At 59.0% G+C, this 21,038-nt stretch carries 23 protein-coding genes and 1 pseudogene; 9 read left to right on the top strand and 15 right to left on the bottom strand.

The genetic code is table 11. The features are described 5' to 3' along the window. Window positions 1-17 precede the first annotated feature (17 nt). On the bottom strand, window positions 18-1,481 hold the full coding sequence (locus tag J5Y17_RS10375; RefSeq protein WP_219785184.1) for a DEAD/DEAH box helicase: 1,464 nt from the start codon (window positions 1,479-1,481) through the stop codon (window positions 18-20). A gap of 225 nt (window positions 1,482-1,706) precedes the next feature. Here J5Y17_RS10375 and J5Y17_RS10370 point away from each other — a divergent pair, with 225 nt between their 5' ends. Further along, window positions 1,707-2,126: an OsmC family peroxiredoxin gene (locus J5Y17_RS10370; RefSeq protein WP_219785183.1), complete on the top strand. Its 420-nt coding sequence runs from the start codon at window positions 1,707-1,709 to the stop codon at window positions 2,124-2,126. Window positions 2,127-2,196: 70 nt separating this feature from the next. Here J5Y17_RS10370 and J5Y17_RS10365 read toward each other — a convergent pair whose 3' ends face one another. From J5Y17_RS10365 to J5Y17_RS10350, 4 genes are all read right to left on the bottom strand, one after another. Further along, a complete protein-coding gene (locus J5Y17_RS10365) occupies window positions 2,197-2,631 on the bottom strand; it encodes a hypothetical protein (RefSeq protein ID WP_219785182.1) in 435 nt (144 codons plus the stop codon). A 122-nt stretch (window positions 2,632-2,753) separates the two neighbouring features. After that, window positions 2,754-3,350 (bottom strand): exopolysaccharide biosynthesis protein, encoded by a 597-nt coding sequence (locus J5Y17_RS10360; protein ID WP_219785181.1) that lies wholly within the window; start codon window positions 3,348-3,350, stop codon window positions 2,754-2,756. A 72-nt stretch (window positions 3,351-3,422) separates the two neighbouring features. Further along, a complete protein-coding gene (locus J5Y17_RS10355) occupies window positions 3,423-5,030 on the bottom strand; it encodes a peptide chain release factor 3 (protein WP_219785180.1) in 1,608 nt (535 codons plus the stop codon). 99 nt (window positions 5,031-5,129) lie between these two features. Then, on the bottom strand, window positions 5,130-6,173 hold the full coding sequence (locus J5Y17_RS10350; RefSeq protein WP_219785179.1) for a Hint domain-containing protein: 1,044 nt from the start codon (window positions 6,171-6,173) through the stop codon (window positions 5,130-5,132). Window positions 6,174-6,568: 395 nt separating this feature from the next. Here J5Y17_RS10350 and J5Y17_RS10345 point away from each other — a divergent pair, with 395 nt between their 5' ends. Genes J5Y17_RS10345 through J5Y17_RS10335 form a run of 3 tightly spaced genes read left to right on the top strand, consistent with a single transcriptional unit; the run spans window position 6,569 to window position 9,564 of the window. Continuing rightward, window positions 6,569-7,348 (top strand): SDR family oxidoreductase, encoded by a 780-nt coding sequence (locus tag J5Y17_RS10345; protein ID WP_219785178.1) that lies wholly within the window; start codon window positions 6,569-6,571, stop codon window positions 7,346-7,348. A 21-nt stretch (window positions 7,349-7,369) separates the two neighbouring features. Then, window positions 7,370-8,425, top strand: coding sequence for a methyltransferase domain-containing protein (locus J5Y17_RS10340; protein WP_219785177.1), 1,056 nt, complete (start codon window positions 7,370-7,372; stop codon window positions 8,423-8,425). A gap of 56 nt (window positions 8,426-8,481) precedes the next feature. Continuing rightward, entirely contained in the window at window positions 8,482-9,564 is a 1,083-nt protein-coding gene (locus tag J5Y17_RS10335) for an ABC transporter ATP-binding protein (protein ID WP_219785176.1), read from the top strand. Here the strand turns inward: J5Y17_RS10335 and J5Y17_RS10330 are convergent. Together J5Y17_RS10330 and J5Y17_RS10325 are read right to left on the bottom strand one after the other, a co-directional pair. After that, complete coding sequence (locus J5Y17_RS10330) at window positions 9,561-10,295, bottom strand: YafY family protein (protein ID WP_255572024.1); 735 nt, start codon at window positions 10,293-10,295, stop codon at window positions 9,561-9,563. The two genes, J5Y17_RS10335 and J5Y17_RS10330, sit on opposite strands and share 4 nt — an antisense overlap. Window positions 10,296-10,298: 3 nt before the next feature. Beyond that, entirely contained in the window at window positions 10,299-10,625 is a 327-nt protein-coding gene (locus J5Y17_RS10325) for a hypothetical protein (RefSeq protein WP_219785175.1), read from the bottom strand. A 216-nt stretch (window positions 10,626-10,841) separates the two neighbouring features. Here J5Y17_RS10325 and J5Y17_RS10320 point away from each other — a divergent pair, with 216 nt between their 5' ends. The 4 genes from J5Y17_RS10320 (at window position 10,842) to J5Y17_RS10305 (ending at window position 13,303) form a co-directional block, all read left to right on the top strand. After that, complete coding sequence (locus J5Y17_RS10320; protein WP_219785174.1) at window positions 10,842-11,057, top strand: twin-arginine translocase TatA/TatE family subunit; 216 nt, start codon at window positions 10,842-10,844, stop codon at window positions 11,055-11,057. 71 nt (window positions 11,058-11,128) lie between these two features. Continuing rightward, window positions 11,129-11,584, top strand: a complete 456-nt coding sequence (tatB, locus tag J5Y17_RS10315) for a Sec-independent protein translocase protein TatB (protein WP_219785173.1) — start codon at window positions 11,129-11,131, stop codon at window positions 11,582-11,584. Next, entirely contained in the window at window positions 11,581-12,471 is an 891-nt protein-coding gene (gene tatC, locus J5Y17_RS10310) for a twin-arginine translocase subunit TatC (RefSeq protein ID WP_219785172.1), read from the top strand. The genes tatB and tatC overlap by 4 nt, the downstream gene beginning before the upstream one ends. After that, entirely contained in the window at window positions 12,461-13,303 is an 843-nt protein-coding gene (locus tag J5Y17_RS10305) for an ATP-binding protein (protein ID WP_219785171.1), read from the top strand. Before tatC ends, J5Y17_RS10305 begins: the two co-directional genes overlap by 11 nt. An 86-nt stretch (window positions 13,304-13,389) precedes the next feature. Here the strand turns inward: J5Y17_RS10305 and J5Y17_RS10300 are convergent, their stop codons facing one another. From J5Y17_RS10300 to surE, 3 genes and pseudogenes are all read right to left on the bottom strand, one after another. Then, a complete protein-coding gene (locus tag J5Y17_RS10300; protein WP_219785170.1) occupies window positions 13,390-14,562 on the bottom strand; it encodes a LysM peptidoglycan-binding domain-containing protein in 1,173 nt (390 codons plus the stop codon). 69 nt (window positions 14,563-14,631) lie between these two features. Continuing rightward, window positions 14,632-15,283 (bottom strand): annotated as a pseudogene (locus J5Y17_RS10295) (protein-L-isoaspartate(D-aspartate) O-methyltransferase). Next, on the bottom strand, window positions 15,273-16,055 hold the full coding sequence (surE, locus tag J5Y17_RS10290) for a 5'/3'-nucleotidase SurE (protein ID WP_219785168.1): 783 nt from the start codon (window positions 16,053-16,055) through the stop codon (window positions 15,273-15,275). Before surE ends, J5Y17_RS10295 begins: the two are co-directional and overlap by 11 nt. A 98-nt stretch (window positions 16,056-16,153) precedes the next feature. Here surE and J5Y17_RS10285 point away from each other — a divergent pair, with 98 nt between their 5' ends. After that, entirely contained in the window at window positions 16,154-16,543 is a 390-nt protein-coding gene (locus J5Y17_RS10285; protein WP_219785167.1) for a VOC family protein, read from the top strand. A gap of 31 nt (window positions 16,544-16,574) precedes the next feature. On the opposite strand, the gene J5Y17_RS19315 is transcribed toward J5Y17_RS10285, so the two are convergent. The 5 genes from J5Y17_RS19315 to J5Y17_RS10260 form a co-directional block, all read right to left on the bottom strand. Further along, window positions 16,575-17,288, bottom strand: coding sequence for a CatB-related O-acetyltransferase (locus tag J5Y17_RS19315; RefSeq protein WP_370628916.1), 714 nt, complete (start codon window positions 17,286-17,288; stop codon window positions 16,575-16,577). Between the two features lie 68 nt (window positions 17,289-17,356). Then, window positions 17,357-18,025 (bottom strand): SDR family oxidoreductase, encoded by a 669-nt coding sequence (locus J5Y17_RS10275; protein ID WP_219785166.1) that lies wholly within the window; start codon window positions 18,023-18,025, stop codon window positions 17,357-17,359. A gap of 31 nt (window positions 18,026-18,056) precedes the next feature. Further along, a complete protein-coding gene (locus J5Y17_RS10270) occupies window positions 18,057-18,575 on the bottom strand; it encodes a DUF2199 domain-containing protein (RefSeq protein ID WP_219785165.1) in 519 nt (172 codons plus the stop codon). A gap of 3 nt (window positions 18,576-18,578) precedes the next feature. Continuing rightward, window positions 18,579-20,084, bottom strand: a complete 1,506-nt coding sequence (gene purF / locus J5Y17_RS10265) for an amidophosphoribosyltransferase (RefSeq protein ID WP_219785164.1) — start codon at window positions 20,082-20,084, stop codon at window positions 18,579-18,581. A 354-nt stretch (window positions 20,085-20,438) separates the two neighbouring features. Then, the gene (locus tag J5Y17_RS10260) at window positions 20,439-20,993 is read right to left on the bottom strand and encodes a CvpA family protein (RefSeq protein WP_219785163.1); all 555 of its coding nucleotides are present in this window, start codon (window positions 20,991-20,993) and stop codon (window positions 20,439-20,441) included. Window positions 20,994-21,038: the final 45 nt, after the last annotated feature.

Raw genomic sequence — 21,038 nt, 5'->3', positions numbered from 1 at the left:
GTTCCGGTGGTTTAGACTTATCCCGCCTGACGCTCGTCAAAGCTCAGAGCAATGAAAGAGGGCAGGTGATCCCCAAGGCCCACGACCTTTTCATCCTCTTTACGGCCGCGACCACGACGATGTTGAGGTTTCTGGTCTGCGCTGTGGTCGGATTTGGGCTCCGGCTTAGGCTCGGATTTCGGCGGTGTGGTGCTGCGATCCTGTTGAGCCTCTTCTGCCTGATCCGCGGTTTTGACCTCATCCGATTTGTCGGACCGACGACGACGCGAGCGAGTGCGTTTCGGCTTTTCAGACGTTGCTTCGTCGCTTTCCGGGGTCTCTTCCGCAACGGTCCCGAGCGGGTTTTCCAGGCGCGGGATTTCCTTGGCGATCAGCGCTTCGACATCGGCGAAATTCTTTTCGTCGCGCGGCTCGCAGATCATGATCGCCTTACCGTCACGCCCGGCGCGGCCTGTGCGACCGATGCGGTGCACATAGTCCTCTGCATGGCCGGGCACGTCGAAGTTGAACACATGGGTCACGGAGGCCACGTCAAGCCCGCGTGCGGCGACGTCAGAGGCCACAAGGATCTTGATCTCGCCATTGCGGAATTTCTCCAGCGTGGCGTTCCGTTGGCTCTGGTCCAGATCGCCATGGATTGGCGATGCTTGATAGCCATATTTGTTCAAGGACTTGGAGACGATATCCACATCCGTTTTACGGTTGCAGAAGATGATGCCATTTTGCAGCTTTTCACCTTCGGCATCGATCAGCGCGCGCAGAAGTTTGCGTTTCTCAGAGGCCGCACGGTCGCGGCGCGAGCCTTTGAACATCACCACGCTTTGGGCGATGTTTTCCCCAGAGGTTGCCTGACGCGCCACTTCGATGCGTGCAGGGGCCGAGAGGAAGGTGTTGGTGATCCGCTCAATCTCCGGCGCCATGGTGGCGGAGAAGAATAGGGTCTGACGGGTGAAGGGGGTGAGGCCAAAGATGCGCTCAATGTCGGGTATGAACCCCATGTCGAGCATCCGGTCGGCCTCATCCACCACCATGACCTTCACGTCGGAGAGGATCAGCTTGCCGCGCTCGAAATGGTCGAGCAAACGACCGGGCGTGGCGATCAGCACGTCGACACCCTTGTCGATCAGCGCGTCTTGTTCCTTAAAGCTCACGCCGCCGATCAACAGCGCCTTCGTCAGCTTCATGTATTTGGTATATTGATCGAAATTCTCAGCCACCTGAGCCGCCAATTCGCGCGTCGGGCAGAGCACCAGAGAGCGGGGCATGCGCGCACGTGCGCGGCCACGGGCCAGGTTGGTGATCATCGGCAGAACGAAAGAGGCGGTTTTGCCGGTCCCGGTCTGGGCGATGCCCAACACGTCTTTCCCTTCGAGCGCGGGCGGAATGGCGCCGGCCTGAATGGGGGTTGGGCTCTCGTAGCCAGCATCTTCGATGGCTTTGAGAACCTTGGGGGCGAGATTAAGATCGGTAAACTTGGTCAAATTGTGCCTTTCACGATGTTACGGCTGTGAATTGGCCGCAAAACCCCGCGCGGCCCGCTCGGCCATATTGCCGATGCGTCTTTGGGCGCTCTATTACGCCTGATGAGGCAAAAGGTCAAGGAAAGCCGCTTTTTCACGGTTTAAGCGATTCAGGGAACCTTTCCGGCACGGTTTTCGTTAAGCTAAACACCTCTGCCTATGTATTTCAAAAAAAGGAGCCTCGCGATGATCAAGAAATATGGGACCGCAGAATGGAGCGGCGGATTGAAAGACGGCAAGGGCAGTGTTTCGACGCAAAGCGGTGCCCTGAAAGATCAGCCTTATGGCTTCAACACCCGTTTCGAGGACAAAGCCGGCACCAATCCGGAGGAGCTGATCGGCGCGGCACATGCCGGGTGCTTCTCAATGGCGTTTTCCAATATTTTGGGTCAGGACGGTATCGTGCCTGATAAAATCGAGACGCGTTCCACTATTTTTCTGTCAATGGAGGACGGCCCGAAAGTGGTCCGCGCCCATCTCGATGTGAAAGTCTCTGCCGAGGCGGATGCGGCGGCGATCAAGGCAGCGGCGGAGAAAGCCGAAACAGGCTGTCCTATTTCGCAGCTTCTCGATTGCGAGATCACCATGGACTTGGAAATTCTCTGATCAATCAAAACGAAAACGCCGCCCCACTGTGGGCGGCGTTTCAACTTTCGGCTTCGCGTGTTGCGCGGTCTCAGGACCCTGTAATTACAGCATTCTCAAGGACTGCTGCCTGCCAAGTTTCCGGATCGAACACCGGCATCATGTCTCCCTTGATGGTGACACGCGCGCCTTCCTCAAGACCTTGGATTGGGGTGTTCAGGCTGACTTGAACAGAGGCGCCGTGTTCGCCACTGCCGCAGAACGGGCAGAGCCCCATGTCGGACACAAGGATCAATTCGCGGATGTCATCGCCCGGAGTCAATGGCACGGCGTAGCCCGTCAGTTCCATGCCCGGCACGCCATTTTTCAACCGCTCGGGAAAGCCCTTTTTGACCTCATAGGTGGTTTCCGTCACCACCTCTTCAATCGTGACGCCTTTCAAAAGGTCCCAGCCCGGCGCCTCCGCGAAAACGGGGAGGGCGGCGGCGGACAGGCCTGCGGTCAAGGCGATACGGCTGACAGACATGAGGTCTCCTCGGGGCTTAAATTCTGTGTATTTTTGCGACAGCATAGCGAGTTGTGCCGCCTTCGCATCCCTAAAAATGCCTTTGGCAAAACTTTGCCATCCTCTTGCGTGTGAAAGGACTCTTAAAGCCCAAGGGCCAAAAGAACTGCGCCGGGGACAAGCAGTGCCAATGCCGCGATGATCCAGAGGCCATCACGCCCGGTGAGGCCGATGCCGAGGGCGATGAGCGGCAGCGAGAGAGCGACAGGCAAGCCGGGAATAAAGCCGACAAGGATCATGCCGAGGCCGCAAAGCGCTGTCAGAACAGCAAAGATGCGGGAGGGGCCGCGCCCGGTGACGAGACCCGTCAGGCGTTTGTGCACGAACGGCGCGAGTTTGGCTGCGAGGGTGTGGGCTTTCTGGCTTCCGCTCCGGAGTTTGTCGGTGGAGACGGTGCGGTCCCGCAACCAACGCGGCAACCACAGGCCGCGTTTGCCCCGAAGCGTTTGCGTGGCCAGTAGGATCAAAAGAACGCCCGCCACGGCAGGCAGACCGGGGATGGCGCCAACAAAGGTCACGAGCATGCCGGTGAGCACGTAGAACGGGCCGACGCCGCGCGATTCCATGGTTTTGACCAGGCTGCCGACAGACACTTTGCGTTCAACTGCGGTCAGCTTGTCGAGATCGCCGAACATCTCTGTCAACGTGTCTGTGTCATCTGGTAGTGCGCGCTTGGTCATGCCTGATCCTTCCGGGGACAGACGCATGAAAGCGCAAAAAGGTTCCCGAGAAAACCGGGAACCCTCTTGAAATCAGACCATCATCTCTTTCGTCGCCGAAAGCGTGAGCTCCGGGTAGTCGCGCTCGATGCGGTCGATGTCCCATTGCAGCCGGGTCAGGAAGACGGGATCGCCATCGTGGTCGTAGGAAATATGCTGTTTGTTCGCGTTGATAAACTTGTCCAATTCCAACTTCGGACCGGTCACCCAGCGCGCAGATGTGAATTGAGACGCATCAAATCGAACAGGCAGGCCGTATTCCAACTCGATCCGCGAGGCCAGTACTTCGAACTGAAGCGCGCCGACGACGCCAACGATGAACCCCGAGCCAATGGCCGGTTTGAACACTTTGGCTGCGCCTTCCTCGGCGAATTGCATCAGCGCTTTCTCAAGATGTTTCGCCTTCATCGGATCGCCCGCACGAACGCCCTGCAAAAGCTCCGGCGCAAAGGACGGGATGCCGGTTACGCGAATGTCCTCTCCCTCAGTCAACGTGTCGCCGATGCGCAACTGGCCGTGGTTTGGAATGCCGATGATGTCCCCGGCCCAAGCCTCTTCGGCCAGTTCGCGGTCAGAGGCCAGAAACAGTACCGGGTTCGAGATCGCCATCGGTTTTTTCGACCGCACATGCGTGAGTTTCATCCCACGTTTGAAATGTCCGGCGGCCAAACGCACGAAAGCCACGCGGTCGCGGTGTTTCGGGTCCATGTTGGCCTGCACCTTAAAGACATAGCCCATGACCTTGGTCTCGTCGGGGCTGATGTCGCGCGGCGTGGCCTTTTGCGGTTGCGGCACAGGGCCATAGGTCGCGATGCCGTCCATCAGTTCCTGCACGCCAAAGGAGTTGATCGCAGAGCCGAACCAAATCGGCGTCAACGTGCCGTCGAGGAAGGCTTGGCGATCAAACGGCGGGAGCAACTCGCGCGCCATCTCCAGCTCTTCCTTGAGCTGTTCCAATAGGTGCTCCGGCACATGTTCGGCCAGTTTCGGGTCGTCCAATCCTTCGATCTTGATGCTCTCGGCGACCTTGTTGCGGTCGGCGCGGTCCATCAATTCGAGACGGTCGTTCAACACATCATAACAGCCCAAGAAATCGCGGCCGACGCCGATTGGCCAAGAGGCCGGCGTCACGTCAATCGCGAGATTTTCCTGAATTTCGTCAATGATCTCAAGCGTGTCGCGGCTTTCGCGGTCCATCTTGTTACAAAAGGTCAGGATCGGCAGGTCGCGCATCCGGCAGACTTCGAACAGTTTCTGCGTCTGGCTTTCCACGCCTTTCGCGCCGTCGATCACCATAATTGCCGCATCCACCGCAGTCAGCGTGCGGTAGGTGTCCTCGGAAAAGTCCGAGTGACCGGGTGTGTCGACAAGGTTGAAACGATAGCCCGAAAAATCGAATGACATAGCAGAGGCCGACACGGAAATCCCGCGGTCTTTTTCCATCTGCATAAAGTCCGACCGCGTGCGTCGCGCTTCGCCTTTCGCGCGCACCTGACCGGCCATCTGGATCGCACCCCCGTACAACAGGAATTTCTCCGTCAACGTCGTCTTACCGGCGTCCGGGTGCGAGATGATGGCGAAGGTCCGGCGACGAGCAATCTCCGGCGGCAATTCGGGGGCGTTATGCGAGCGATCCAACATGCGCGTTCATATACGCGCGGGCGCGGGAGCGGGCAATGGGCAAACACGCGCCACAAATGTGATGTGGGCTTGCTCAGACCTTCGTCGCAGGAGAAATACTCAACTCCCCGACGCGGACCGCAACACATCCGCCGCCACTGAGGGCTCTAGCATCCCATCGCGCAGCTCGAAGGCCCGGGTTGTTTCTGCGACCGTGTGATCCGAGGAAAGTTGTGCCTGAATGTCGGCGGGGAAAAAGGATTTTACGCGCCCGTCCACGAACATGCTTTCTGCGGCGATGCCTTCGGCATAGATGATCTCATGGCTGTCGAATAGGATCTGGAAATAATCCACGAAACCGCCCTCGGCCTGGATGACATTTTGGCCGTTCACCAAGAGCTTGGCTTTGACCAACACCTCGGCGCGTCCGGCGCGCACGGCATCGCGGCGCTGATAGATAAAAATGCGGTGGTGCGGCGAGACCACCAGATCGCGGGCGTTGTTCAAAGCGCCCTTTTTGATCACGATGGGGGCGAAAGCCCCCGTGGCGCGCACGGTTTGCACCCCAATCCAACGGATTTCTTTGGGGCCATGGTCGCGCGTCAGAACCCGGTCGCCGATGGCCAGCTCTTCGATCGGCTTTTGCATGCCGTTCGCAAGCGTGATCTGCGTGCCACGCGTAAAGGCGACGCAGGCGACATCCGACAGGCGGGTGCGCGCCGTTTTGGTATCGACCTTCACCAGCGCATATTCGACGTCGGGGTTCAGCGGCGCGAAGGGCAGGAAAAAGGTCTCTTCAATCAAGCCGTTCTCATCGGTTTCGACCACCACCAGAACCTCAACCGTGTCGCCGGAGGCTGCCATGAAGGTCGCCACGCAATCGAGATGCAGTGCATGGTGCACGTGGCCCAGTTCGGTGCCGTGGGCGATGATGAGACTTTCGTTCTCGACCATAACCGACAAACGGCTCCGCCGCGCCTCGCCGCGCAGTTGGTAATTGTCGGCCAGTTCTATCTCCGAGGCATGCGATAGGCCGTCACCGAGATTCACCCCACTTGTCACACGAAAATCTTTCCCGCGGTAAACTGCAAAGCTTTGCAATGGCAAACCGGTCAGGTCACCCACCTGATTGGACATGGAAATCTGATTTCCCGTGGTTGCCATTCTACACTCCAAACCCCGTGCGAAGCCTCTCGTAAAACTCGATAGTTGGCTCGCCTATTCGTACTCAGTCCGATCACACCCGGATATCGCTGGGAAGGCAATATGCCGAAGTGCACAGTCCTTGTATAGTGATAGTGCGGTCAAACATCGGTTACAGGATGTTGATTTTTTACCTTTTCATTCTTCTTTCAAACAATGGCATGATTTGGGCGGAACTGGTTTGATTTACGGTGATTTTTGCACGTTACAGGCGAGTGGGCGGGCTTGTTCGAAAGGGAGAGGCAGACATGGCTGGCTCTCGGAAAAGATGCCCGCTACAAACGGTGTTCAAGGCATACGCTAACAGAGTCACAGTGTATCACACGCAATTGCGCACAGACAACGAGGAGACGGGAATGGATCTTGGTATCAAAGGCAAAAAGGCGTTGGTTTGCGCGTCGTCCAAAGGGCTTGGGCTGGGCTGTGCGCGGGCACTGGCGGAGGCAGGTGTCGATCTAGTGATGAACGCGCGTGGCGCCGAGTTGCTCGAAGCCGAGGCCCAGAAAATTCGCGACGAGTTTGGCGTTGCCGTGGTGACGGTTGCAGCCGATGTGACCACCGAAGAGGGCCGCGCAGCCATTCTTAAAGAGGCTGAGGGCGCCGATATTCTGGTGAACAACGCAGGCGGTCCGCCCGCCGGGATGTGGACCGATTGGGACCGTGACGATTTCATCAGCGCGCTCGATTCGAACATGCTGGCCCCCATCGCGCTGATCAAGGCGCTGGTGCCGGGGATGATGGAGCGTGGCTGGGGCCGGGTGGTCAACATCACCTCCGTCGCGGTGAAGTCGCCTCTGGGGCACTTGGGTCTCTCGAATTCGGCGCGTGCGGGGTTGACGGGCTATGTCGCGGGCACCTCGCGTCAAATCGCGGCCTCCGGCGTTGTGATGAACAACCTTCTGCCCGGCTTTCACGCCACGGATCGTATGACCGGCATGGACAAGACCTTGGCCGACAGCCGCGGCACCACGCCGGAGGAAGTCACCGCCGAGCGCGTCAAATCCGTGCCCGCCGGGCGTTATGGCACCATTGAGGAATTCGGTGCCACCTGTGCCTTCATGTGTTCGCAATATGCGGGCTTTATGGTCGGCCAGAACGTGCTGCTGGATGGCGGCCAATTCAATTCGACCTTCTGAGACGAGATAGGGGAGAGGGCCATGAGCCATGCGGATGTTCAGGACTATTACGGCAAGGTGTTGCAAGGGTCGCAGGATCTGAAAACCAACGCCTGTTGCTCGCCCGATGATCTGTCGGCGGAGTTGAAATCGGCCCTCTCCAACATCCACGACGAGGTGCTGAGCCGATATTACGGCTGTGGCCTGATCGCACCGGATGTGTTGGAGGGCGCTAGGGTGCTCGATCTCGGCTCTGGCTCGGGCCGCGATGTCTATGCTTTGGCGCAATTCGTCGGTGAAGACGGCTTTGTCGTCGGTGTCGATATGACCGAGGAACAACTTGCCGTTGCCCGCAGTCATCAGGCTTGGCATGCCGAACGCTTCGGCTATGCGCAGTCCAATGTGGCGTTTCATCAGGGTTACATCGAAAAGCTCGATGATCTGCCGCTGGACGACGCCAGTTTCGATGTGATCGTCTCCAACTGCGTTTTGAACCTCGCCATGGACAAGCCCGCCGTGCTGCGTGAGGCCTACCGCCTGTTAAAACCGGGCGGGGAGATGTATTTCTCCGATGTCTACGCCGACCGCCGGGTGCCGGAGGCGCTTCGGGCTGATCCGGTGCTTTATGGCGAATGCCTGTCCGGCGCGCTCTACTGGAACGATTTCGAATATATGGCCCGCGCTGCTGGCTTTGCTGATCCGCGTTTGGTGACGCATCGCGAGTTGACCGTCGAGAACCCCGAACTGGAGGCCAAAGTCGCGCCGATCAAGTTCATTTCCGCCACCTATCGGCTGTTCAAGCTCGATCTCGAACCGGAATGCGAAGACTATGGTCAGGCCGTGATCTACAAAGGCACTGTGCCGGGAGCACCGCATGAATTCGTGTTGGACGGTGGCCATGTGATCGAGACGGGGCGGGTTTTCCCGGTTTGCGGCAACACGTTCAAAATGCTGGCCGACACACGCTTTGCGCCGCATTTCGAGTTTATCGGCGATTTTTCCACCCATTACGGCATTTTCGCTGGCTGCGGCGGGACCAGTCCCTTTGATACGCTGTCGGAGAGCAGCGCGCCTGCGTCCTCCGGTGGCTGTTGCTAAGGGAGCGCTTGCCTGCTAGGGAAGTTGAGAATTTTCGTCAGACAAAGCTCCCGCCCGTGACCGATCCGCGCCTGGAAATCCGCAACATTCGCCGCCGTTTTCAGGGCCGTGATGTGGTGTCCGATGTCTCGCTCACGGTGATGCCGGGGCAGGTCACCTGTCTTTTGGGGCCGTCGGGCTGTGGCAAATCCACGACTTTGCGCATCATAGCGGGCGTCGATATGCAGGACGAAGGCGAGATCTATGTCGATGGGCATCTTGTCTGCGACACCGTGTTTCGGGTGCCGCCGGAACAGCGCTCCATCGGATTGATGTTTCAGGATTTCGCACTTTTCCCGCATTTGAGCGTGTCGGAAAACGTCAGCTTTGGCCTGAAAGGGCCAAAATCTGACAAACGCGCGCGTGTCGAGGAATTGCTTGAGAAGGTCGGGCTTTTGTCCGCCATCGACAAATATCCGCATCAGCTTTCGGGCGGCGAACAACAGCGGATCGCACTTGCGCGCGCCTTGGCGCCGCGCCCGTCGATCATGTTGATGGACGAGCCTTTCTCTGGACTCGATGAACGCCTCAAGGACGATATCCGCGACAGCACTTTGGACGTGTTGAAATCCGAAAACACGGCCGTTCTGCTCGTCACCCACGAGCCGCACGAAGCCATGCGCATGGCCGATGAAATCGCTTTGATGCGCGACGGAAAAATCGTGCAGCAAGGCGCGCCGTATAATATCTACAACGCTCCCGTGGACCGTAACGCTGCGGCGTTTTTCAGCGATATCAACGTGATCCGGGGCAGGGTGCAGAACCTTGCCGTGACCACCGCCTTCGGCGAATTTCTCTGTCCGGGGCAACCCGATGGTGCGGAGGTAGAGATCGTCATCCGCCCGCAGCACCTGCGCATCGACTTCGACCGCGAAGGCCGCGGCCCCAATCCGACGCCGCAATATGGCACGCCTGCGCGCGCGGTGGTGCAGCGGGCGCGGTTCATGGGGCGCGAGAGCCTTGTCGAGTTCAAAATGGAGTTTGACGGATCGGTTCTGAAGGCCACGGTGCCCTCGGTGTTCCTGCCGAAACCGGGGACGGCGATGTGGCTGATGATGCGCCGGGACCGGTGTTTCGTGTTTCCGGTGACCGGCGCCTAACTCTTTTCTTCGACGGGTTTATTGTCTTTCTGAAAGGCGATGAAATCGGCCAGTGTTTTGCCCGGTTCATCTTTGAATTGCGCGCCTGTGTCGATCACAGTCTCGATCCGATCGACCCGAAACGTGCGAAAGCCTTCGCGTTTCTCGCACCAGGCGCTCATGGTCCAGACCCGGCCCCAATAGTCCAGCTGTAAGGGTCGTACGAGCCGTGTCGAGCTGTCGCCCGACAGGGAGAGATAGGTGATGCGGAGCACTTTGCGTTCGCGCACGGCCTGGCGCAAAAGCGGCATGTGCTGAAATCCCGCGCGGGCGTCGGCGAAGGCAAAGGGATGCACCGCGTGGCCCCAACCGGCAGCAGGCGGGCCGGTATTCTCCGGCAGGACCGCATCGATCTTGGCCGCCAGATTTTGCGCATTTTCAGACAGTTCCGGGTCCGTCGCTTCGCCCAGAATGGCCACCGCGAGGTGTAGCGCCTCTAACTCTCCCATCGTCAGGTTCATTGGTGGCAAGGTGATCGGTGCGGTGATCATATAGCCGACGCCGCGTTCGCCCTCGACGGGCACGCCGGAGGCCCTGAGCGTCGCCATGTCGCGCCAGATCGTGCGCTCGGACACCTCCACGCGCGCGGCCAGATCGCGCGCCTTGTGCAACTTGCCGTCACGTAGAATCTTGATGAGATCGAACAGGCGGTCGCTGCGCCGGATGCCGGTTTGTTTGCGACCGCCTGCCATGACTTACGCCACCATCTCTGTCACGCTGCGATGGAGCGCGACTTTTGCATGGGACATTTTTACGCTCTCGCGGGAGACCAGAGCCATGAAGGCCTGCGCCTCGGGCGCCGCCATAAAGCCCGCGTCGGCTGCCTTGGCGGCGGCCTCATTGGCCCAGACGTAATCCTCGCGCCAAAGCCCTGTGTTATTGCAGGAGAGGGTGCGCGTGCAGAGCCCCACGCAGCGGTCCAGATAGCCGTCGAGGCCGCGTGCCGCTGTCATGAAATCTGCGTCGCTCACGCCCTCATTCAGACGAAAGGTAACAGTTTCAAGTATTTGAATGTCAATCATCGTATATCTCCGATTCGGTTTCGATGATCTGGGAATGGCGCGCTTCAACTGACATAAACCTGTCAGTTGAAGATTTCCAGCTTCTCAACCCGCGCCAATGTTGTGCAACGGGGCCGCTGATGCGATTTTGCGCTTTTCCTCCCCGAGCGCGCGCCCTAATCCTATGGTCCGAGAGTTGTGACGGGCCTTCTGCGTCCGTGAAAAATGGAGAGACACATGCTCAACAACATCGGCCTTCCGGGCCTCCTGCTCATCGCCGTCGTGGTTCTGGTTCTCTTTGGCCGCGGCAAAATCTCTGGCCTCATGGGTGAGGTCGGCAAAGGCATCACGTCCTTCAAAAAAGGCGTGGCCGAGGGCACCAAAGAGATTGAAGACGAAGCTGCCGAAGTCGCCAAAGACGTCACGCCCGAGGACGAAAAAGACAAGGTCTGAGACCTATTTTCCTCATTTGGGTTGGGGCCATCGGCCCCTGTGATTGTGGCACTTAGACAAGGCGGTGCGAGATGTTTGACATCGGCATGTCAGAACTATTGATCATCGGGGTCGTGGCGTTGATCGTCGTCGGCCCCAAAGATTTGCCGGGCATGTTCCGCACACTCGGGCGGTTCACCGCGCGGGCGAAATCCATGGCGCGCGAGTTCTCCCGCGCGATGGAAGCGGCGGCGGATGAAAGCGGCATGAAAGAGGCGGCTGACGCGCTCAAAGGGGCGTCGAACCCGAAGAAATTCGGTCTCGACAAGCTGAATGAGGCGGCAGACACCTTTGAAAAATGGGATCCGATGAAGGCTGCTGACGGCAAGGCGACACCCAAGACGGACAAGCTTCAAAAAGACGAACTCAGCCCGGATCGCGCCGAGGCGGCAAAGAAGATCTCTGACGCGGCAGCGAAAAAAGCGACCGAGCGGCTTCAGGCCGAATTGGACGCAGAAGCGGCAGACAAGAAGGGCGACGAGGCATGAGCGACAGCGATATCGAAGACAGCAGCGCGCCGCTGATCGAGCATCTGGCGGAGCTGCGCACGCGGATCATTCGCGCCGTTTTGGCCTTTGTCGTCGGTATGGTGATCTGTTTCGCCGTCGCCAGCCCGATCCTCGATTTTCTTCTGGTTCCGATCGAAAAGAGCATGCGCGCGTTGGGCAACCCGAACCCGGTGATGCAATACACCGCGCCTCAGGAGTATTTCTTTACATTGATCCGCATTTCCATGGTGGGCGGTCTGGCGATCTCCTTTCCGGTCATAGCCTATCAGCTGTGGCGCTTTGTGGCGCCGGGGCTCTATCGCAATGAAAAGAATGCGTTTTTGCCCTTCCTGATCGCCTCTCCGGTGCTTTTCCTGATGGGCGCGGCCTTCGCGCAATATGTGGTTGTGCCGCTGGCGATGACCTTCTTCTTGGGGTTTGCCGATCTTCCGTCTTTCGTGGGGGCGCTGGTTTCCAATGGCGGTGATGTGGCGGCTGCCTCGACAGACACCGGCATCGACATCGTCTTCAACGGCAAGGTCAATGAAAGTCTCGATATTACGCTGAAAATGATCGTGGCCTTCGGGTTGTGTTTCCAGCTTCCGGTGCTTTTGACCCTGATGGGCAAAGCCGGTCTTGCGACTGCGCGGGGCCTGAGGGCGACCCGGAAATACGCCGTCGTGGGCATCCTGACTGTCGCCGCTTTGGTGACGCCGCCGGATGTGACGACCCAGCTGATCCTCTTTGTCGTGGTCTATGGTCTCTACGAGGTCTCGATCTTCCTCGTGGCGCGTGTAGAGAAAAAGCGCACCGAAGAGCTCCGCGCCGCCGGTGTTCTCGACGAGGACGAAGACCTGTTTGCCGAGTTCGACGAAGATGACAAGTAAGACCCTGAAACGGATCGCCGAGGCCCTCGAACGGATGGCCCCGGCACCTATGGATGCGCCCGATTTCGACAGCGCGGAGGCCTATGTCTGGCACACCGAGCCAGATGCGCTGCAGCCGGTCAAAACGGTCTCGCGTGTCGATATTTCGCTGCTCGTTGGTGTGGATCGGTCACGAGACACGCTTCTGGAAAACACGCTACAGTTTGCGCGGGGGCTTCCGGCCAACAACGCGCTTTTGTGGGGCGCGCGCGGGATGGGGAAATCCTCTCTGGTCAAATCCGTCCATGCGGCGGTGAATGCTCAGGGCCTGCCGCTCAAGATCGTCGAGATGCAGCGCGAAGACCTGCCTTCAGTGGCGCGTCTTCTGAACCTGCTGCGTGGCTCAAAGCATCGCTTTTTGCTGTTCTGTGATGACCTGTCGTTCAGCCATGACGACCAGCACTATAAGTCGCTCAAAGCCGTTTTGGACGGCGGCATCGAAGGCCGCCCGGACAACGTGCTGTTCTACGCCACCTCCAATCGCCGCCACCTGATGCCGCGCGACATGATCGAGAACGAGCGCAGCTCTGCGATCAACCCGTCAGAGGCGACTGAGGAAAAGGTCTCGCTTTCGGATCGCTTCGGGCTCTGGCTCGGCTTCCATCCTTGTTCGCAGGACGAGTATCTGGAAATGATCCGAGGCTATTGCCGGGAATATGGCGTCGAAGTTGACGAAGAGACGCTGCGGGCCGAAGCCATCGAATGGCAGGCGACGCGCGGCTCGCGTTCGGGCCGTGTGGCCTGGCAGTTCTTTACCGATCTTGCGGGTCGCAAGGGTGTCAAGCTGGGCTGACCCGGCGCGGCATGTCTCTGTAACTTTGAATAGAAAAACGGGGAGGTCGAACCTCCCCGTTTTTCTATCAGAATACTCAAATCCCGTCAGTTCAGGTAAGGCGTAGGGTCGACCGTCTGGGTGCCTTTGAATACCATGAACTGCAAGGCATTGAATTCGTTGGCGGTTACCTTGGCAATTGTCTGGCCGCGTTTCACGCTGTCGCCTTTTTTCACTGCGATGTCGTCAATGAAGCTGTAGGCCGTCTGCAAGCCGCCGCCGTGATCCACGACCATGATTTTCACCCCGTCGGCATTGGTGGAGATCAACTTCACGGTGCCGTCTTTCGCGGCCTTCACCGGGGTTCCGGAGGTGGCGGCGAAAAGGATGAATTTGGATTTGGTCTTGTCGTAATCGCGGATGATCGCGCCGGAGACGGGTTTGGCCATTTCCGAGGTAGTCGAGCTCTGCGTCGCGCCGAGATCCGCTGCCGGTTTGGTCGTCGCCGGTGCGGGGGTGGCCGTGTCAGGGTCGGGCAGGGGCTCCGACGCGGACGGCGGGGTGGGGGTCGGCGAACCTTGGCCCGGTTGAGTCTCTGTCGTCTGGACAGTCACTTCGGAGGCTTTGACCGGGATCAGGAGATAGCGGCCTTCCTCTACGGAGAGGTCGGAACCGAGGCCGTTCCAATCCGCCAGTGCCCGCACGGAGATGCCGTAAGTGCGCGCGATGGAATAGGCGGTTTCGCCGCGTTTCACTTGGTGGCGCACCGGTTCCATGCCTTCAATCGGGGTGGAGGCTTGGGCTTGGGTCATCGTCGTGGTCGTTTGGCCGCCTTGCGCGTTGCTCAGGCCCTCTTCGGCCAGCGCGGTGATGTCGATCCGTTCGCCCGAGGCGATGGTGCCGGCCCGGGTCGTGCCGCCATCGACACGGCGCGGGAGCGCGATCACTTCGCCTTCGCGCAGGGTCACGTCATCCGTGATGCCATTGTAGCGCGCAAGTTCATTGACCGAGAGGCCGGTGCGGTTCGCCACATCGGCGATGGTGTCACCGCGTTTGGCGACGGCGACTTGGTAATTCGGGTAGGAGATGATGCCCTGAGCGTTCGGCCTCGGTTTCGAAATGGTCTTGGCTTCTGAGGCCGCAGGGGCGGTGGAGAACGCATCCGTCACACCGCGCAGATCGAAATCGATCGGCTTGTCACAGGCGCTCAGCGCCAGAACGGCACAGCCCATCATCGCAAGTCCGGCTCGGCGGGTCTCAAACGTCGAAAAAATCGTCATCTCACTCTGTCCTCAATGGCGGGGGCTGGTCCCCTTCGGTCCCTCTCTGACGGAGGTGTTTAAAATCGGTCACTCCTGACCCATCCCCTCGACGAGGGGCACGAAACGCACGGCGCGCAGTTCTTCGTAGTCGAAACCATTCTCCAGCCGCGTCACCTTGATCAGGCTTTGAACGGCATCGGACTGTCCGACCGGCAAGACCATGATACCGCCAGTTTTCAACTGCGCCAAGAGGGGGCCCGGAGGGTCCTCTGCGGCGGCGGTCACAAGAATGCGATCAAAAGGCGCCTGATCGGGCAGGCCAAAGGAGCCATCGGCGGACATCGAGGTGATGTTGACGATGCCCAGACGGTCAAAGACACTCTGTGCTTCGCGAACCAGACGGGGGTAGCGATCTACGGTGTAAACCCGGCGGGCAAGCTGGCTCAGCACAGCGGCCTGATAGCCCGATCCCGTGCCAACCTCGAGCACCTTGTCTCGCGGCTGCACATTGAGCGCCTGGGTCATCAGCCCCACCACGGAAGGCTGCGAAATGGTCTGGCCGCAGGCAATGGGAAGCGGCATGTCCTCATAGGCGCGTTCCGCAAAGAGGCCTTTGACGAAATCGCCCCGGTCGATTTTTTCCATGGCCTGAAGCGTGCGAACATCCATCACGCCCTTGGACCGGAGCGTGAAGAGGTATTGCATTTTTGCTTCAGGGGTCATGGCCATCAGAGGGCACGCTCCAGATCTTTGATCATGTCATGTGCGGTCAAATCGGCGCGCATCGGCGTCACCGAGATATGGCCTTCGAGATTGGCGGTGACGTCGGTGTCGGGACCAGTGTCGACGGATTGTTCCGAGCCACGCACCCAAAGAAAACGCCGCCCGGTGGGGGAAACCTGCCCCTCCATCACGAAGCCCGGGGTTTTGCGGCGACCTTGACGCGCAACGGTGATGTCTTTCACGTCAGCGGCCGGGATCGGTGGGAAATTCACGTTGTAAAACAGACGGTAAGCGTCATCTTCGCCCCAAGGTGCATTGTCCAGAAGATGCTGGATCACGCGGGCGCCGTGGACGGCGGACGCCTCGAACGGGTCTTCGGCCTCATAGTTGCGCGGGCCCAAGAACTGCGACAGAGCGATGGCTTTCACGCCCTGCAATGCGGCCTCCATGGCGCCGCCGATGGTGCCGGAATACATCACGTTTTCGCCCGCGTTGTTGCCGCGATTGACACCGGAAAGCACCAGATCGGGGCGTGCGGGCAGGATGTCGTGCAGGCCAGCCAAGACGCAATCCGCAGGCGAACCCTCGGCGGCCCAGCGGCGCGGGCCCAGTTCGGAAATCATTGTGGGGCTCGCGTAAGAAATGCAATGGCCGACGCCGGATTGCTCAAACGCCGGCGCGACCACCCAAACTTCGCCCTCGGGGCCTGCGATCTGGGCCGCGATGGCCTCTAGCGTTTTCAGACCCGGCGCGTTGATGCCGTCGTCATTGGTGATCAGGATGCGCATGGCCAGACTTTCCTCGGACTTCCCCTTGTGTTGCCTATGTCCTTAAAGCAGGCTGGGAATCGCGGCAAGTCGCCCGCCGGATCTGAGAGGAAAAACCTATGGGAAAACCCGTTTTGGACGCCGTTGCGGTCACTGCGACCGATATGAAGCGGGCGATGGCGTTTTATACGCTCTTGGGGTTTGATTTCGAGGGCGGTTTTGTGACCGAAGATCACGTCGAGCCAGTGCGCGCCCCCGGAGAGCCGCGTTTGATGATCGACCACGCCAGCCTGATGGAAAAACTGACGGGCGAAGCGCCACGGGCGCCGAACCATTCCTGTTTTGCGCTTCTGTGCGAGAATCCGGCCGAGGTAGATGCCTTTGCCAAGACGATCGAAGAGGCTGGCTTTTCGGTGCTGACCCAACCATGGGACGCGTTCTGGGGGCAACGATATGCAACCGTGGCGGACCCGGATGGCTACCGCGTCGACCTTTTCGCACCGCTTTGAAAGATGCGAGAGGTCTGTCTTATTTGGCCTTTTACTCTGCGTCGCCCAAATAGTCTTGATAAGTTTTAAAATCCTCCGGACGTTCGGAAAGCTTCGGGGCTGCCTTCTCGTATTCTGTTAAAAATAGCGCGGGATCGTCATGCGAGAGAGCGGCTATATCATGCGCGTCATAGCGCCACCAACGACTGGCCTGCATTGCCGTGCGAATGTCCTCCGAAAAGCGATAACGAATGATCTTCGCTGGCACGCCTGCGACGATCGCATAGGGCGGCACATCTTTGGTTACGACGGCCCCAAAGCCTATCACTGCGCCATCTCCGATGGTAATTCCCCCTTTCAGGACGACTTGGTCGCCGATCCAGACATCATTCCCGATAGTGATCGGCCCATACTTTTCCCGAAAACGGCGTTTGAATGGTGGAGCTTCACCGATGAAGCGATTGTATCGTCCCCTGTTGTAAAATATCGGATTTGAACTGACCCAATCGGTTGGATGCACGGCCCCCATGGAGCAAATTTTCGACCCCATTGAACAGTAACGTCCAACAGATGAAACATTCGACAGATACGACTGACTGTAGCTGTAGGCGCCGAGAGGCATAAATCCCTCAGGAGAGTGCTGCGTTCTGGCCTCAAATCTGGCCCCGTCGCCCGCCATCTCTTTGCCCGGGCGTGGCCTAGGAAAAATCCGGATATGGTGCTCATTATACATCTGGGCGAGCTGCGGGCGCGATAATGTCGGCATGTCTATAACTATCTTGAGAAATCTTCCGGTTTGCGAAGTGCTTCGTCTAGTCTGAGCCTAATTGCTGCTTAGATCACTCCGGCCTCTTTCAACAGGCGCGGCGCCTCATCACGCGGGTGGCTGAGCGTCGTTTTGTCCTCGCCCGGAAAGAACCGAGCGCGGGTGGCGGTGGGCATGGCTTTCGGCGACAGGATGTGGACGCGCGGGGCTTTGTCCATCGTGGCTGTCTCGGCCTGCCAGCTTTTCGCCATGGCGATCTGCGCGGCTTTCGAGGCACCATAGGCGCCAAAGAATTTCTCGCCCGCGTGGTTGTCCTCGAAAAACAGCGCTTCGCCCGGCGTATCGCCCATGGTCAAGAGCGGTGAGATCATCGGGATCAGCTTGCCGGTCGCGATGACGTTGGTGTTCATCGTGCGGTCGAAATCTTTCGGGTCCATGTGATCGGCGGGGGACAAAAGTTGCGCATAAATAGCGGCATGCGCCCAGAGGTCCAAGTGTCCCCAACGGTCGTAAATCCCGCGACAGAGATGCGCCATGGCGTCCGGGTTGGTGACATCCATCGGCGCCAAAGTGGCCTGACCGCCCTTGGCTTTGATCAGGTCATCAAGCTCTTCGAGCGCGCCGGTGGTCTTGGCGACGGCGACGATGTGATAGTCGGGCGCCAGAGCCTCGGCGAGGAAAAAGCCAAGGCCGCGTGAGGCGCCGGTGATGAGGGCGATTTTAGTGTTCTCTGTCATGAGATTTGTGTGGCGTTTGACCAGCGCGGCGTCAAGGGGATTTGAGAGCAGTGCGCTCAAGCGCCCCGGAGGCCTCGTATAGATCGAGGAGTTGATCCAGTGAGATGTCGCGGACCCCCTCGAGCGTTGCAACCGGACGTTCTGTACCTTCACCGAAGTCGAGCGTCACAGGCGCTTCTTGTCTGGCGAGCGGCATAAGGTCGTTGGCCAATGATGCTAGCGTCGTTTCCGGCACCGCACCGCCGTCCATTAGCTCAAGATAGGCATAGAAGACCGCGTGCGGCACCTCGACCCAGAGCGCCACCATCAGCGCCTCTTCAGAGCCGCGCACGGGCAGGGCAAGCGTGGCGCACAGAAAGCGCCGGTCGTTGAGGCGGCACAGTTCAGAGGCCAGTTGATCGTCGCCCGCTTTGACAAAGGGCGCCTCGCCCCGCGCCTCATGCGGCCAGTTGGAGGGATGATCGAAACCAATGTCGATCAACCCGCCAAACGCCCCCTCAGGGTCCATGAGCGCGCGCCAGCGCGGGTCGAGATCGAGAAGCGATGCCAAGGCTCAGCTCGCCAGCGAGGTAGAGGTCTTCTCCACGCCCTTGTCTTTCATTTTCTCGCTGACGCGCGAGGACGTTTCCAAAGAGGCGAGGTATTCCGGCGAAACGCCCGTGACATATTCCCCGTTGAAACAGGAGCAATCAAATGCCTCGATGTCAGGGTTGCCTTCTTTGGCCGCCCAGACGAGGTCTTCGAGCTTTTGATAGATCAGGCCGTCCGCGTTGAGATAGTCGCAAATCTCTTCAACGCTCCGATTGTTGGCGATCAGCTCATGTTTCGTGGGCATGTCGATGCCGTAGACATTGGCGTATTTCACGGGCGGGGAGGCAGAGGCGATGTAGACCTTTTTTGCACCCGCTTCGCGACACATCTGAACGATTTTCTTGATCGTATTGCCGCGCACGATGCTGTCATCGACCAAGAGGATGTTGCGCCCCTTCATCTCAAGTTCCATGGCGTTCAACTTGCGACGCACGGATTTCTGACGCTCGCTCTGGCCCGGCATGATGAAGGTCCGGCCCACATAGCGGTTTTTCACCAAACCCTCGCGGTAGCGAATGCCGGTGATGTTGGAGACCTCAAGGGCTGCAGGGCGTGCACTGTCCGGCACCGGGATGATTGCGTCGATCTCAAACCCGCTGTTGAGGATTTGTTGTGCCAGCGTCTGGCCCATGCGGAGCTGCGTTTTGTAGACGGAGATGCCGTCAAGCATGCTGTCGGGACGGGCGAGGTAGACATACTCGAAGATACAGGGCGTCAGCTTGCCCTCGACACATTGACGCGTGTGCATGTTGCCGTCGAGATCAATCAGGATCGCCTCACCGGGCTTCATATCGCGGATTTTCTCGAAGCCGTTGATGCCAAAAGCAACGTCTTCGGAGGCAAAGGAATATTCATCGCCTGCATCGGTTTCGCGTTTGGCGACGGAGAGCGGGCGGATGCCATGCGGATCGCGGAAGGCCAGAAGCCCGACACCTGCGATCAGACAAATCACGGAATAGGCGCCCTGCACCCGCTCCATGGTCATTTTGACACCGGCCAGAATGTTGCGCACGGGATCGTCGGTGCCATTCACTTTAATGGCGTCAGAGACCTTGTCGGCCAGCACGTTCAACAGGATTTCACTGTCCGAGGTGGTGCGCAGATGGCGGGAATATTTGCCGACCACCTTGGCGCGCTGCTCTTCGGTGTTGGTGATGTTGCCGTTGTGCACGAGGTAGATGCCATAGGGCGCGTTGACGAAGAACGGCTGGGCCTCGGCGGCAGAAAGCGAGCCCGCGGTGGGGTAGCGCACATGGCCAAGTCCGAGACGGCCAAGAAGGTTCGGCGCATCCTGCGGGCCGAACACGTCTTTCACGAGGCCGGAGCCTTTGCGTTCGCGGAAAAACTCGCCGTCATAGGTCACGATGCCCGAGGCATCCTGACCACGATGCTGAAGCATCAAAAGACCGTCGTAGAGCTCCGCAAAGACATCGTTCGTCCGGCTCGCGATCCCAAAAATCCCGCACATATCAGTCGCTCCAATTCGTCGTCGCTGCGATCTCTGCCGTCATGGTCAGAGAGGCCAATGGGGCAGGGCCCCGGTCATTAGTGAGTTGAGAAGGTCTCAGTTGAGAGGGTGCACCTGTTCCGACGCAATCCAATACGCCAAGCTCAAAGGTATAGGTCTGGGGCGAAAGGCGCATCCAGCCGGGCTCCGAATCCTGTCACGAGTGTCTTGCCCCTCCTTTAAGGCCTATCAAAGCCAGTGTCACGAAAGGATCACATAAAGCGTTTCTTAAAAATTGCAGGGGCGTGTTGATCGACAGGGTGCAAAGAAAAAGGCGACCCGAAAGGCCGCCTTTGTAAGAGTGTTTCGCTGCGCTTACATCGTGCAGGTGGAAACCAGCGCCTCATAGCGCTGCGTGATCCAATCCGGCGCATCGTCCGGCAGGCTCTCGTCGATCTTATCCTGCGAGCGGGCAAAGACCTTGGCCGTGCGGGAGTTTTCCAACACTTCGATCGGATCGCCGGTGGAGACGCGGTCCACCACGACCAGAGCGATGGCGACCAAAACGATGCCGCGCAGCACACCGAACAGGAACCCAAGCCCCTGATCGATCCCGCCCAGAGCGGAGCGTTGAACGGCGGAGGAAAACAGCGGTGTGAAGACCGACACCACGATGAGCGCCAGCGCGAAGACCGCAAAGAAGCCAGTGATCACGGACAATTCGCAGGAGCCGGTGATGTAGTCGCCCAGGTAGGGAACTTCTTTCACAAGCGGCACGGCTTTGGGCGCAAACATATAGCCCAGAATGGCCGCCACGATCCAGCCGGCGATTGCCATGCCTTCGCGGACAAAACCGCGGCTATAGGCAAGAATGGCCGACACGATGATGACCAGCGCCACGATGCCGTCGATGATAGTAAAGCCTTCCATGGCACATGTCCTTCATTCTCATTTCCCGCAGGGGGTCGCGGATGA

It is taken from the genome of Celeribacter sp. PS-C1 (assembly GCF_019429625.1).
Taxonomy (GTDB): Bacteria; Pseudomonadota; Alphaproteobacteria; order Rhodobacterales; family Rhodobacteraceae; genus Celeribacter.
This window is presented reverse-complemented; position numbering and strand designations above follow the sequence as displayed.